Consider the following 13,093-nt stretch of genomic DNA (forward strand, 5'->3'; position numbering starts at 1 on the left):
CGTCGACGGTTCCGCGTTCAGTCGTCGAAATGGGTCTTCGAACCAGCCGTGGATGTCGTCGCCCCCAATTCCCTCATCAGACCCTGGTCATGAGCGGCTATCCGCCCGTCGGCGAGCACGTTCAACTGCAGCGCGGAGTCGTAGCTGTACGGAGCGCTGAACTCCAACTGCTCAGTGGAGCGAGCGTAGTTGAGCACGAACAGTCGCATCGTTTCTCCTTGTCCGGACCATCCGGAAAAGCGGATGGTGACGCTCCGGCCGCCCTTTGTTCGGCCGGGTCGCGGTGCCTCCAGGGAGTTATACGAATCGAACGACTGAATGGTTGCCTCATGTTGTCCGGGGCTCGGCCTCATGCACCGCGAGGTGTCACGGGGCAACCGTGAGTGGTCAATTCGCTGTCGAGTGCCGGGTGGTGAACGCGATGACCGAGGCGAAGGCGGCGAGTACGGCGACGCTGGTGAGCGCGGCGGGCAGGGAGAACCATTCGGCCATGAATCCGATCGCGGGCGGGCCGAGCAGCATGCCGAGACGGCCGAGGGCGGAGGCGGTGGCCACGCCGTTCGGGCCGGCAGCGCGCCGGCGCGATCGATGGCGACGGGGAAGATGTTGGCCAGGCCCAGACCGGTGATCGCGAAGCCGAGCAATTCCTCGGTCCATGGGAGGTCCATGGGAAACGGAGAGCGAGGGCGACCGCGACGGGGACGAAGACGGCGGAGATCCGGTCCGCGAGGCGCTGGGGCGGCGGCCTTCCCGTTCTGCGCGTCCTCCACCAGCCTGGGCGTCCCCGGCCAGGGCACACACCCTGGATGGCCGGGGCGCGGTGCACCCAAGCGTCACGTACACACGAGGAGGCCGTAGGGGAGGGGGATGCGGGGCTCCGGAGCCGCTGAGGAGAACGGGACACGGCCCCCAGCCCCGCCCCGGACAGCACGCGCTAGACGGTTCGGGCCGTCACCACCGGCGGCCGGCGCTCGCCGACCCTGGTAGCCCGCTCGAAGACGTGCCCGGCCTTGAGGACCGACCAGTCCCGCCGGTGCGGACCGACGATCTGCAGCCCGACCGGCAGGCCGCCGGGGGTGAAACCGGCCGGGACGGACAGGGCGGGGCAACCCGTCACGGAGATCAGGTACGCCGAGCGCATCCAGTCCAGATAGGTCTCCATGGGCGTGCCGTCCACGACCGTGGGATACGCCAGGTCGATGTCGAAGGGCGCGACCTGGCTGACCGGCAGCAACAGCAGGTCGTACCGCTCGAAGAACTCGCGGGTCCGGTGGAAGAGGGCGCCGTGCAGCGCCTGCGCCCGCCCGAGATCGGGTCCGGTGAGTCTGCGGCCCTCCTCGATGTTCCAGATCACGTCCGGGGCCAGCCGGTCGCGGTGCTCGTCCAGCAGCGGCCCGTAGGAGAGCTCCACCTGCCAGGCGCGCTGGGCGAGGAACACCTCGTCCGCGCCGGTGAGGTCCGGGCAGTCCTCCTCGACCTCGCAGCCCAGCGCGGCGAACACCTCGGCCGCCGGGCGCAGCGCCTCCCGCACCTCCGGGTCGACAGGCACGGCACCGCCGAGATCGGGCGACCAGGCGACCCGCAAACCCTGGGACTTGCCGTCGAGTTGCCACGCGAAGGTCGAGCCGGGTGTCTGCAGGGAGCGCGGGTCGCGGGGGTCGGGCCCGGCCAGCACGGACAGGGTCAGGGCGACGTCCGCCACCGTGCGGGCCATCGGTCCCTTGACCGACAGCTGACCCCACGGCGCCTTGTCCGGCCAGGACGGCACCCTGCCCGGCGACGGGCGCAGCCCCACCACGTTGTTGAAGGACGCGGGATTGCGCAGTGAGCCACCGGTGTCGCTGCCGTCGGCGATGGGTTGCATCCCGCATGCGAGGGCAGCCGCCGCGCCGCCGCTGCTGCCGCCCGCGCTGCGCGAGAGGTCGTACGGGTTGCGGGTGGCGCCGAAGACGGGGTTGACGGTGTGTGAACCCAGTCCCAGTTCCGGGACGTTGGTCTTGCCGAGGGTGATCGCCCCGGCCTTCCGCAGCCGCTCGACGACCAGATGGTCACGGTCGGGGACCCGGTCGGCGAAGATCGGTGAGCCGGACGTCGTCCGGATGCCCGCCGTGTCGTGCAGGTCCTTGTGCGCGACGGGCAGCCCGTGCAGCGGGCCGACCGGCTCCCCGGCCGCCATCCGGTCGTCCGCCTCGGCCGCCCGCTCCAGCGCCCGGTCGGCCACCAGTGTCACGATCGCGTTCACCGCCGGATCGACCTGCTCGATCCGTTCCAGATGGGCGGTCATCACCTCGCGCGCGGAGATCTCACGTCGCGCGAGGGCGACGGAGAGTTCGTACGCGGTCCGGAAGCACAGGTCGTCCGTGGCGTCCGCGTCGCCCGTCGGGTGCACGGGGTAGCGCTCGGGGTGGTCGACGAGGTCATGCACGTGGTGGTTCACGCTCCTCCCAGGGAGTCCGCGAGCTGGACGACGGCGAGCACTCCGAAGAGCGCGAACGAGCCCCCCAGCAGTACGTTCGAGGTGAGGCGACTGCGCAGCGCCGGCTCCACGCTCCGGCGGTTGAGCAGGACCAGCAGGGCGCCGGAGAGCAGCGGCAGGATCAGCGAGCCGACGGCGGCGTAGGTGAGCACCAGGGACACCGGCCGCCCCATGAAGGTGACGGCGACCGAGGTGACGGCGCAGTACAGGACGAAGGCACGGAACGGGCGCCCGTTCTGCGCGATGTGGGGCTCCGCCTCGGCGTCCGGGATGCCGCGCAGCGCCCGCAGTGAGTCGGCCAGCAGGTAGCACAGGCCGTTGAAGCCGCCGACCAGGGCGCTCAACGTGACCAGGAAGAACGTCCCCAGGAACAGCACCCGCGCCACCGAGCCCAGATCGGCGCCCAGGGGATCGGCGAGCGCGGTCAGCCCGTCGCTGCCGGTGATGCTGCCGCCCGTGCCGTACAGCAGCCCGGTGCCCACCACCGTCGTGCAGAGTACGAACAGCAGGGTGACGCCGTAACTCACGGCCGAGTCCGCGCGCATGAGCCGCAGCCGGCTCCGGTCCGCCCAGCCCTTCTCCCGCACCCAGTAGCTGTACGAGGCGATCCCGGCCGTGCCGCCCACCCCGCCGATCAGCGCCAGCACCGTCACCAGGTCCCCCTCCGGCAGTCTCGGGCGCAGCGTGCCGAGCAGGCCGGGCAGATCGTCGGCGGTGGTGAGGGTGGCCACGGCCAGGACGGCCATGCCGAGGAACTTGGCGAGCATGAAGACGCTCATCACCCGCTCGAACACCGAGTACCGACCGATGTACACGATCGCGGCAGCCACCAGCGCGATCGCCACGGCCACGGGCCTGACCGGCAGTACGGGAAAGAGCGTGGACAGCGCCAGGGACGCCACGGAGCCGAGCGCCGCCCCGTAGAGCAGCCCGATCACCAGGACGAAGAGCATGAACGCCGCCGGCAGCCAGCGGGCGGCCGACCTCAGGCTCGAGATCACGGTCTGCCCGGTCGCCAGGTACAGCCGCCCCACCGCCTCGGTGAGCCCGTACTTCAGGACGACACCGATGACGATCGCCCACATCAACGCCATCCCGTACCCGGCGGCTCCCGCGAGCGAGGTCACCATGTCGCCCGCGCCCACACTCGCGGCGGCGAGCACCAGACCGGGACCCAGGAGAGCCGCCCGGCCCCGCCGGGTGCCGGCGGACCGGGGCCGCGGCGGCGTGGCGCAGTCGGCGGCCGGGGAACGTGGGGGACTGCCGGGAGTCACGGTCACGTCGACCATCTCCGTACGTCAGGAAGTCACGGAAGTCATGGAAGTCACGGGAGTTACGGGAGTCATGGGAGTCATGGGAGTCATGGGTTCGTGCGTCGTGTGCGGGTCAGGGGAGACGGTGGGCGCGACCGCACGGCGGGGAGGCGGTGCGGGACAGGAGATTCCGCTTCACGGCAGGCTGGGCCACGACGACGGAAGGGAACAAGGACCCCTGCGGAGTTGACGGAATCCGCCATACTCTGGGGCCGATGGACGCATCGCAGACCGGCCCCGTGACGGATTCGCTGGACCGGCGCATCATCAGCGCGCTGCAGATCGACGGCCGGGCCGCCTGGCACCGTATCGCTGCGGCCCTCGGCGAGCCCGAACGCACCGTCGGCCGCCGGGGCACCCGGCTGCTGGAGTCCGGCCTGGTGCGGATCGGGGCCATGGTGGTGCGGGGCCGCAGTGTCGTGGTCGGCGTGCGTTGCGCCCCTGGCCGGGCACGGGTCACAGCGACGGCGTTGGCCCGCCGGCCCGACTGCGTCTTCGCCCACGTCCTGACCGGCACCCCGGACTGCGTCGCCGAACTACGCTGCCCCCGCGACCGGTTGGCGGGTCTGGTCCTGGACGAACTCGCCGGGCTGCCGGGTGTGACGGAGACCCGCACCCTCCCGGTGCTGCGCCACGTCCGCACGATCCGCGAGTGGCACGCCGGGCTGCTGACCGAGACCGAGATCGCGGCGCTGAAGGGCACGGCCGCCTCCGGCACCGTGCCCGCGACGGTCGACCCCCTGCCGGTCGGTGACGCCTCACCCGAACTCTCCCGCGCCGACCGGTTGTTGTTCCACGCCGTCGCCGAGGACGGGCGCCGTGCCTACGACGAACTCGCACGGGTCGCGGGGGTCTCCGAGGCCACCGCGCGACGCCGGCTCGGCGCGCTGCGGCGCGAGGGCAAAATCCGCATCCGCGCCGTGATCGAACCCGCGGTGCTCGGACTGCCGGTCGAGGCGGTCCTCTGGGTCCGCACGCCCCCGGCCGAGGTGGACGCGGTGGCGGCGGCCCTCGCCGAGTCCGTCCACGTCCGCTACGCCAGCTTCGTCACCGGCGAACGCCAACTCCTCGTCCTCACCGCGTTCCCCGACGAGGCCGCCCTCCATGACTTCGTCACCCGTGCCTCCTGGCTCCGCGCGGTGACCTCCGTCGACGTGGCCCTCGTCCTCACCACCCTGAAACGCGGCGGGTTGCCGGCCCCGTGGCTGCAGGACTGAGGGCCGGGCAGCCCCGCGACAGGACCCGCGCGCTCCCGTCCGATCCCGCTCGTGCCTGACGGTTCGAGGCCCCTCAGGCCGTCACGACCCGCACTCCGGCCTCCTCGAACCGCCGTACCGTCTCCGGAGTCGCCGCTGTGTCCGTGACCAGTGTGTCCACCGTCTCGGTCGCGCAGATCCGGGCGAAGGCCCGCCGGCCCAGCTTGCTGGAGTCGGCCGCGACGACGACACGCTCGGCCCGTTCGCACAGGAGCCGGTCGACAGCGGCCTCCGCCTCGTCATGGGCCGCCGCGCCGTGGACGACGTCGAGGGCGACCACACCGAGGACGGCCACGTCCAGGGTGATCTGCCCGAGCACGCCGTCCGCGAGCGGTCCGACGAGTTCGTACGACTGCGCACGGGCCACCCCGCCCGTCACCACGATCTTGAACTGGGGCCGCACGGCGAGCTCGCTCGCAATGTTGAGCGCGTTCGTGACGACGGTGAGCGCGGGCGCGCCGGACGCCAGATCACCCCGCACGGCCAGGGCCCGCGCCACTTCGGTGGTGGTCGTGCCACCGGTCAGCCCCACGGCCTCGCCAGGTGTGACGAGGTCCGCCACCGCCTTCGCGACGCGCTGCTTCTCGGTGGCGCGACGAGCCGTCTTGTAGCGCAGCGGCAGCTCGTACGAGACACCGTGCACGACCGCCCCGCCCCGTGTACGGACGAGCATCTGCTGCTCCGCGAGCCGGTCGAAGTCACGCCGGATCGTCGCGGCTGACACCCCCAGGTCGGCGGCCACCTCCTCGACGTCCAGCCGTCTCCGCTCGGCGAGCAGTGCGAGCAGTGTCTGCCAGCGGGCGTCGCGGGACATGCGCACTCCACTTGCTCGAAGATGCTCGAAAGTTCAGCATATCGTGCATAAACAAGCATGAGCGCGGTCTCTCCGGGGGAACGTCTCCGTATGACCCACGTCGAGGACGAGCTGAACAGCCAGCCCGAGTGTTGGGCCCGCGTCGTCGCCGAGGCAGGGGACCACGCGGGGGTCCTGCCGTCGCCGGGGGAGCGGGTGGCGCTGGTCGGCTGCGGGACGTCGTACTTCATGGCACAGGCCGCCGCCGCGCTGCGCGAGGGTGCCGGGCAGGGCGAGACGGACGCCTTCGCGGCCTCGGAGTTCCCCCGGGGTCGCGCCTACGACCGTGTCGTCGCCCTCACCCGCTCCGGCACCACCACCGAGGTGCTGGAACTGCTGGGCGCGCTGCGGGGGCGTACGCGTACGACCGCGATCACCGCGGACCCGGACACGCCCGTGACGGCGGCGGCGGACGATGTCGTCCCGCTGGAACACGCCGACGAGAAGTCCGTGGTCCAGACCCGCTTCGCCACCACCGCGCTCACCCTTCTCCGCGCTCACCTCGGAGTGCACACGGAGCAGGCCGTCACGGACGCGCGCACCGCGCTGGAGGCGCCGCTGCCCGAAGGGCTCGTCGACAGCGCCCAGTTCACCTTCCTCGGCCGGGGATGGACCGTGGGCCTCGCCCACGAGGCAGCGCTCAAGATGCGGGAGGCCGCGCTGGCATGGAGCGAGGCGTACCCGGCGATGGAGTACCGGCACGGCCCGATCAGCGTCACCACCCGGGGCACGGCGACCTGGATGCTGGGCGAGCCGCCCGAGGGCCTGGCCGAACAGGTACGGGGGACCGGCGGGGCGTGGGTGGCCGGCGGACTCGATCCCCTCGCCGAACTGGTCCGCGCCCAGCGGCTCGCCGTCGCCGTGGCGGCCGCCCGAGGCCTCGACCCGGACCGGCCGCGCCACCTCACGCGCTCGGTGATCCTCGGCCCGAACGACCGCTGACCCAGGAGGAGCCGTGCCGCTCACGAAGACCGGTGAACTGATCACGGGGGCCGCCGCCGCGCGCTCCGCGGTGGCCGCGTTCAACGTCATCACCCTGGAACACGTCGAGGCGGTGGTGTCGGGTGCCGAGTCCGTCGACGCGCCGGTCGTACTCCAGGTCAGCGAGAACGCGGTCAAGTTCCACGACGGGGATGTGTTTCCCCTGGCCCGCGCCGCGTCCGCCGCCGCCGAGCGGGCGGCCGTGCCCGTCGCGCTCCATCTCGACCACATCAGCAGCGACGACCTCCTGCGCCGGGCGGCCGACGCCGGGTTCGGCTCGGTGATGTACGACGCCTCACGCCTGCCGTACCTGGACAACCTCACAGCGACCCGCGCCGCCGTGGAGTGGGCGCACGGCCAAGGGCTTTGGATCGAGGCGGAGTTGGGCCGCGTGGGCGGGAAGGGCGCGGCGCCGCTCGACGCGCACGCGCCCGGCGCCCGTACGGATCCGGAGGAGGCGCGGGCCTTCGTGGCCGATTCAGGAGTGGACGCGCTCGCCGTGGCCATCGGCAGCTCCCACGCGATGACCACTCGGACCGCCGCCCTCGACCACGCCCTCCTGAAACGGCTGACCGCCACCCTGGATGTCCCCCTCGTCCTGCACGGCTCCTCCGGGGTTCCCGACGACGAACTGCGGGCGGCCGTCGCGGGCGGCATCGCCAAGGTCAACATCGGCACCGCGCTCAACATCGCTCTGACCGGCGCGATCCGGGAGTTCCTCGCCGCCCGCCCCGAGGTGGTGGACCCCCGCAGGTACTTGACGGCCGGCCGGGCGGCGATGGCGGAGACGGTGGCCCGGCTCATCGGCGTAGTGCGCCCGGAAGTGGTCATTCCGTCCGCCTGAGCAGGTCGGGCGAAGCCCCGCGCTCCGGCAGCGCCCCGAAGGCGGACGGGGAAACCGCGCCACCAGCCACGGCGGTGCCGCGGAAGACCGACCGCACACCTCGGTACTCCCGACGGGCGGCGGACGCCCAGGACCCGAGTGTGACGCCCGTCACTGATACTTTTCCGCTCATGCGGGAGACGGAGATCCACCTCGGCGAGCCGCCCGTCGTCGAGCTCACCGGGGTCGCTGTGCACGGTGTCGCCGGGCGCACGGACGTGTTCCGGCTGCCGGATCTGTGGCAACTGCACCTCTACCAGTACGAGGCCGAACTGACCGTCGACGGCACGGCCCACACGATCCGCCCCGGCCGGGTGAGCCTCGTACCGCCGGGCACCACGGTCCGCTACCGCTACCGCGGCCGCTCCGAGCACCTCTTCGCCCATCTGCGCATCATCCCGGCCGGACCACCCCGCACCGTCCCCGTCATGCAGGACGCCGGCCACGAACTGCCCACACTCACCGGCCTGTTGCTCCAGGCCGTGGCCGCCGCTCCGAGCGAGCCCGACCGCACCCGGGCCGAGATCTGGACCGCCCTGTGGCGCGTCGCCCATCTCACGCCGCCCGCCGCCGCCGACCCCGGCCCGCACCCGGCGGTCACCACCGCCATAGCCCACATCGAGGCCCACCTCGCCACCTCGCTCGCCATCCCTGAGGTGGCCCGTGTGGCCGGCGTCTCCCACAACCATCTGACCCGGCTGTTCCGCGCCGCAACGGGTGGCACCGTCGTCGCCTACATCCGCCGCCGCAGACTCGAACGCGCCCACCATCTGCTCCGCGCCACGACCCTGTCCATCCCCGCCGTGGCGGCCTCCGTCGGCATCCCCGATCTGCAGGCCTTCAACAAGGCCTGCCGCCGGGAGCTGGGCGCCTCACCGCGCGCCCTGCGCGGGACGACATCATGACTGCCGAGCAGACCACGGACCCGGCCCGCGCGCCTTGAGGTTCACGCGCCTCCGCCCGGCCGTCCCGACGTCCGCGGGCCCCGGACGACCGCCTTCAGCACCACGAACTTGGCGTCGCTCGCGACGAGTGCACTGTTGCCGAAGATCCGCCGCAACGTCACGTGATAGCCCAGATGACGGTTCCCGACCACCCACAGCTCACCGCCCGGCCGCAGCGCCCGCCGCGCCCCGGTGAACATCCGCCGGGCCGTCGCGTCGGTCGTCGCCTGGTGGGAGTGGAACGGAGGGTTGCTGAGGACGAGATCCACGCTGTCCGGCGCCCACCCCTCCAGCCCGTCACAGACCCGGAAGTCGGCCCTGCCGTCGGCGTCAGGCAGGTTCGCCCGGTACGTCGCCTCCGCCGAGGCCACCGCCTGGTACGACTCGTCGACGAACACCACCTCGGCGTCCGGATCGGCCAGCGCGAGGGCCGTGCCGACCACGCCGTTGCCGCACCCCAGGTCCACGGCCCTTCCGCCACCCCGGGCGGCCGGCAGATGCCGCAGGAAGAACCGGGTGCCGATGTCGAGCCGGTCGGCGCAGAAGACGCCCGCGTGGTTGACGACCGTACGCCCGGCCAACGGGCCGATGTCGTCCGGGAGCCGATAGGTGTAGGGCCACGGATCCCTGCCCCGCGAGCGCAGCGTCTGCGCGTCCGGGGAGCAGAAGATCAGCCGCGCCTTCTGCCGGGCCAGGGAGGTGCGGGTCGGACCGAGGATCCGCTCGAACAGCCGCAGCGTCGAGGTGTGGATCTCCTTCACCATCCCCGTGCCGACCACGACCGTCCCCTCGTGCACGGCCGGCGCGAGCCGGTGCAACTGGTCCTCCAGGAGCGCGAGGCTCTTGGGAACCCGGACGAGGAGCACGTCGACCCGGTCGGGGGGCGCGTCCCGGGTGGTGAGGAGCCGTATCCCGTCCGGCTGTACGCCGCTCCGAGCCAGGTTCGCCCGCGTCGCCTCCCGGCTCAGGTACGAGTCGGTGATCTGCGTCGGCCCGTGCCCGGCGAGCGCGGTCGTCAGGGCGCCCCAGCGGTCACCGACGACCACCACCGCCCCGTCCAACGGCGTCCCGCTCTCCGCGAGATGGCGCAGCAGATACGCGTCGGAAGCGTCCCAGGCGCGCAGCCGGTCACGGGGGTCCTCGGGAAAGCGGGCCAGGGCGTACTCGCCCCAGGGCGCGGTCATACGGTCGCTCATCGTGTGCCCAGGCTAACCGAGCCCAGCTCACGGCCTTCTCCGAGCGATCCGTCTCCCGAACGGCGATGCGCGAAGATGGATCCCATGGACGCCACGGCCCCCCAGGACGCCGAACTGTTCCCCCGAGGCCGTACGGAGATCGCGCCCGGCGCGGTCCATGTGCCGGACTGGCTGGACGCGGGACAGCAGCGACTGCTCCTGGACGCCTGCCGCGCGTGGGCCCGGCCGCCCGCCGGACTGCGCACGGTCCGTACCCCGGGCGGCGGCACGATGACCGCGCGGCAGGTCTGCCTCGGCTGGCACTGGTACCCGTACGCGTACGCCCGCACGGTCGTCGACGGAGACGGGACGCCCGTGAAACCGTTCCCGGACCGGCTGCGCGACCTGGGCCGACGCGCGGTCGCGGACGCCCTCGGACCGGCTGAGGCGTCGGCCGCGTACGACATCGCCCTGATCAACTTCTACGACGGTGACGCCCGCATGGGCATGCACCGCGACAGCGACGAGAAGTCGGACGCGCCGGTGGTGTCGCTGAGCCTCGGTGACACCTGTCTCTTCCGCTTCGGCAACACCGAGACACGTGCGCGGCCCTACACGGATGTGGAACTGCGCAGCGGTGATCTCTTCGTGTTCGGCGGCGCCTCCCGGCAGGCATACCACGGGGTGCCCCGGGTGCACGCCGGGACGGCGCCACCCTGGCTGGGCCTGACCGGACGGCTGAACGTCACCCTCCGGGTCAGCGGCTTCGAGGATGGCTGAGGCGCGTCGGGCGGGGCTCGACGCCGAGCGGATCATGGGAGACTCGGCCTCATGGACGGGAAGGCGGCCCCCAAGGCGGCGGGCGAAGGGACACCGGCGACGGCACGCACACGGCTTGACCGGGGGAGGGGCGCGCTCGGTCCGGCGTTGGAGCTCGTGCACACGGGGCGCGCGCCGACCCGGGCCGTGCTCACCGCCGAACTGGGCGTCACCCGGGCGACGGCGGGTGCCGTCGCCGCCGAGCTGGAGGCGCTGGGGCTGATCCGGGTCGACGCGCACCCGGGCGCTGCCGCCGGTTCCCAGGGCCGGCCCTCGCACCGCCTGGAGGTCGCCGAGGAGGGGCCCGTCGCGCTCGCCGCCCAGGTGCACGCCGACGGCTGGCGGGCCGCGCTGGTCGGGCTCGGCGGACGGATCGTCGCCACCACGCCCGCCTGCGAGATCGTCGACGCCGACCCGGCGAAGGTGCTCGGCTCGGTCGTCGACGCGGGCGCCGAGCTGCTGCGCGAGACCGGCCGGAGGTGCGTGGGCGCGGGGCTCGCCGTACCGTCCGCGGTCGCCGAACCGGCGGGGCTGGCCCTGAACCCGCTGCATCTGGCCTGGCCGGCCGGTGCCCCCGTTCGGAAGATCTTCGCCGAGCGGGTCCGCGCGGCCGGGATCGAGGGGCCCGCGTTCGCCGCCAACGACGTCAACCTCGCGGCACTCGCCGAACACCGCCACGGCGCCGGGCGCGGCTCGCGTGACCTGCTGTGCGTGGCCACCGGGCACCGGGGCGTCGGCGGCGCGCTGGTCCTCGACGGCAGGCTGCACATGGGGAGTTCGGGCCTCGCCCTGGAAGTCGGCCATCTCACCGTCCATCCCGAGGGCCGGCCCTGTCACTGCGGCAGCCGTGGCTGCCTCGACGTCGAGGCGGACCCCGGAGCCTTCCTCGCAGCCGTCGGTCTCGACCCGGGCCCAGAGGTCGACCTGCTCCGGCAGGCCAACGAGCTGATCCGTACCCGGTCCGCCGACCCGGCCGTCCGCACCGCCACCGAGGCCATCATCGACCGTCTGGGCCTCGGCCTCGCGGGCCTGGTCAACATCCTCAACCCCGACCGGATCATCCTCGGCGGCATGCACCGCGCCCTCCTCGACGCCGATCCCGACCGGCTGCGCGCCGTCGTAGCCGACCGCAGTCTGTGGGGCCGGCAGAGCGGTGTCCCCCCGATCCTGGCCTGCACCCTGGACCACAACAGCCTGGTGGGAGCGGCCGAGCTGGCCTGGCAGCCGGTGCTCGACGACCCGCTGGGCGCGCTGATCTGACGACCTCACAGGGCCCGGGAACCCCGCAGCATGATCATGCGGGACACGAGGAACGTCACCGGAATCGCCGCCCCCGACGCGAGCAGCGGGGCGAAACGGTTGCCCGTGTGCAGGACGTCGACGATCACATACACCCCCGCCGTCGTGATCAGGAAGTTGGTGGCGTTCGTCAGAGGAAACAACAGGAACTTCCGCCAGGTCGGGCGTGTGCGATAGGTGAATCGCGCATTCAGGAAGAACGAACCCGTCATGCTCAGTGCGAAAGCGAGAACGTGTGCGCCGAGATAGGGAAGCCCATTGAGGAACAACAGGTAAAGGCCGTAATAAATCACCGTGTTGACGACCCCGACCAGGGCGAAGGCGATGATCTGCCCCGATGTCCGGCGCTCCGGCGCCGGGTGGGCCTCCGGGAGGGTCCGCGTACGCGTCGCCGTCCCCATCAGCGCATGAGGTCCTTCGTCGTGCCGCACGCTGCGTGGCCCTCCGTCCGCTCCACATTGGTCGCCTTCACCAGGAAGTGCGGGCGCCCCTTCACCTCGTAGTAGATCCGGCCGGTGTACTCCCCGATCACCCCGAGCATGATCATCCGTACGCCGGTGAGGGCGGTGACGGCCATGACGATGGTGACATATCCCGGTGTCTCCACGCCGTTGACGAGGGCCGCGCCCACGGTCCACGCCGTGTACAGCCCCGCGCGCACCAGCAGGCACAGACCGAGGTAGAGGGCGGCGCGCAGCGGCCGGTTGTTGAAGGAGAGCACCCCGTCGAGGCCGTGGTTGAGCAGGGACCGCAAACTCCAGGAGCTGCGGCCGTGCCGCCGCACGGCGTTCTCGTACTCGAAGGTCGTGCCGGGGAACCCGACCCAGGCGAAGAGGCCTTTGGAGAAGCGGTTGTTCTCGGTGAGCTCCAGGACAGCGTCCACCACCCGGTGCGACAGCAGCCGGAAATCCCCCACCCCGTCGACGAGTTCGACCGTCGACGAGCCGGTTGACGAGCCGGTAAGGCCCGCCGCCCACCACCGGCCGGGGCGCAGGGCGAGCAGCAGCAAGGTCGTTGACGCTCCGCGTGCGCGGTCCGAAGGGGTGGCTGCGGGCGACGGCATCGGCGGCGCAGGGCACGGCGACGGTGAACGC

General features: G+C 72.3%; 12 protein-coding genes and 2 pseudogenes. 6 read left to right on the plus strand and 8 right to left on the minus strand.

Annotated elements, in window-relative coordinates:
* Positions 1 to 17: 17 nt before the first annotated feature.
* The 4 genes and pseudogenes from tgmA to ACFY9I_RS20695 form a co-directional block, all read right to left on the minus strand.
* Positions 18 to 209 carry a putative ATP-grasp-modified RiPP gene (gene tgmA / locus ACFY9I_RS20680; protein ID WP_391003559.1) on the minus strand — a complete coding sequence of 64 codons (192 nt, stop codon included), beginning with the start codon at positions 207 to 209 and terminating at the stop codon, positions 18 to 20.
* Between the two features lie 178 nt (positions 210 to 387).
* Positions 388 to 644, minus strand: a pseudogene (locus ACFY9I_RS20685) (MFS transporter); the annotation flags it as partial.
* A gap of 290 nt (positions 645 to 934) precedes the next feature.
* Entirely contained in the window at positions 935 to 2,437 is a 1,503-nt protein-coding gene (locus tag ACFY9I_RS20690) for an amidase (protein WP_391003561.1), read from the minus strand.
* Positions 2,434 to 3,765 (minus strand): Nramp family divalent metal transporter, encoded by a 1,332-nt coding sequence (locus ACFY9I_RS20695; RefSeq protein WP_391003563.1) that lies wholly within the window; start codon positions 3,763 to 3,765, stop codon positions 2,434 to 2,436. Before ACFY9I_RS20695 ends, ACFY9I_RS20690 begins: the two co-directional genes overlap by 4 nt.
* A 239-nt stretch (positions 3,766 to 4,004) precedes the next feature.
* Between ACFY9I_RS20695 and ACFY9I_RS20700 the strand changes: the two genes are divergently transcribed.
* Positions 4,005 to 5,006 carry an Lrp/AsnC ligand binding domain-containing protein gene (locus tag ACFY9I_RS20700; RefSeq protein ID WP_391003565.1) on the plus strand — a complete coding sequence of 334 codons (1,002 nt, stop codon included), beginning with the start codon at positions 4,005 to 4,007 and terminating at the stop codon, positions 5,004 to 5,006.
* Between the two features lie 73 nt (positions 5,007 to 5,079).
* On the opposite strand, the gene ACFY9I_RS20705 is transcribed toward ACFY9I_RS20700, so the two are convergent.
* A complete protein-coding gene (locus tag ACFY9I_RS20705; protein ID WP_391003567.1) occupies positions 5,080 to 5,859 on the minus strand; it encodes a DeoR family transcriptional regulator in 780 nt (259 codons plus the stop codon).
* 90 nt (positions 5,860 to 5,949) lie between these two features.
* On the opposite strand from ACFY9I_RS20705, the gene ACFY9I_RS20710 reads away from it, so the two are divergent.
* From ACFY9I_RS20710 to ACFY9I_RS20720, 3 genes are all read left to right on the plus strand, one after another.
* A complete protein-coding gene (locus tag ACFY9I_RS20710; protein WP_391003569.1) occupies positions 5,950 to 6,840 on the plus strand; it encodes an SIS domain-containing protein in 891 nt (296 codons plus the stop codon).
* A 13-nt stretch (positions 6,841 to 6,853) separates the two neighbouring features.
* Positions 6,854 to 7,723, plus strand: a complete 870-nt coding sequence (locus ACFY9I_RS20715; protein ID WP_391003571.1) for a ketose-bisphosphate aldolase — start codon at positions 6,854 to 6,856, stop codon at positions 7,721 to 7,723.
* A gap of 170 nt (positions 7,724 to 7,893) precedes the next feature.
* A complete protein-coding gene (locus ACFY9I_RS20720) occupies positions 7,894 to 8,667 on the plus strand; it encodes a helix-turn-helix domain-containing protein (protein WP_391003572.1) in 774 nt (257 codons plus the stop codon).
* A gap of 41 nt (positions 8,668 to 8,708) precedes the next feature.
* Here ACFY9I_RS20720 and ACFY9I_RS20725 read toward each other — a convergent pair whose 3' ends face one another.
* The gene (locus ACFY9I_RS20725; protein ID WP_391003574.1) at positions 8,709 to 9,902 is read right to left on the minus strand and encodes a methyltransferase; all 1,194 of its coding nucleotides are present in this window, start codon (positions 9,900 to 9,902) and stop codon (positions 8,709 to 8,711) included.
* 84 nt (positions 9,903 to 9,986) lie between these two features.
* Between ACFY9I_RS20725 and ACFY9I_RS20730 the strand changes: the two genes are divergently transcribed.
* Together ACFY9I_RS20730 and ACFY9I_RS20735 are read left to right on the plus strand one after the other, a co-directional pair.
* A complete protein-coding gene (locus tag ACFY9I_RS20730; RefSeq protein ID WP_391003575.1) occupies positions 9,987 to 10,661 on the plus strand; it encodes an alpha-ketoglutarate-dependent dioxygenase AlkB in 675 nt (224 codons plus the stop codon).
* Between the two features lie 51 nt (positions 10,662 to 10,712).
* Complete coding sequence (locus ACFY9I_RS20735) at positions 10,713 to 11,960, plus strand: ROK family protein (protein WP_391003577.1); 1,248 nt, start codon at positions 10,713 to 10,715, stop codon at positions 11,958 to 11,960.
* A 5-nt stretch (positions 11,961 to 11,965) separates the two neighbouring features.
* Here ACFY9I_RS20735 and ACFY9I_RS20740 read toward each other — a convergent pair whose 3' ends face one another.
* On the minus strand, positions 11,966 to 12,400 hold the full coding sequence (locus ACFY9I_RS20740; protein WP_391003725.1) for a GtrA family protein: 435 nt from the start codon (positions 12,398 to 12,400) through the stop codon (positions 11,966 to 11,968).
* Positions 12,400 to 12,961, minus strand: a pseudogene (locus ACFY9I_RS20745) (glycosyltransferase); the annotation flags it as partial. The pseudogene ACFY9I_RS20745 and the gene ACFY9I_RS20740, both read right to left, overlap by 1 nt.
* Positions 12,962 to 13,093 lie beyond the last annotated feature (132 nt).

It is taken from the genome of Streptomyces sp. NPDC012510, assembly GCF_042955065.1.
GTDB lineage: Bacteria > Actinomycetota > Actinomycetes > Streptomycetales > Streptomycetaceae > Streptomyces.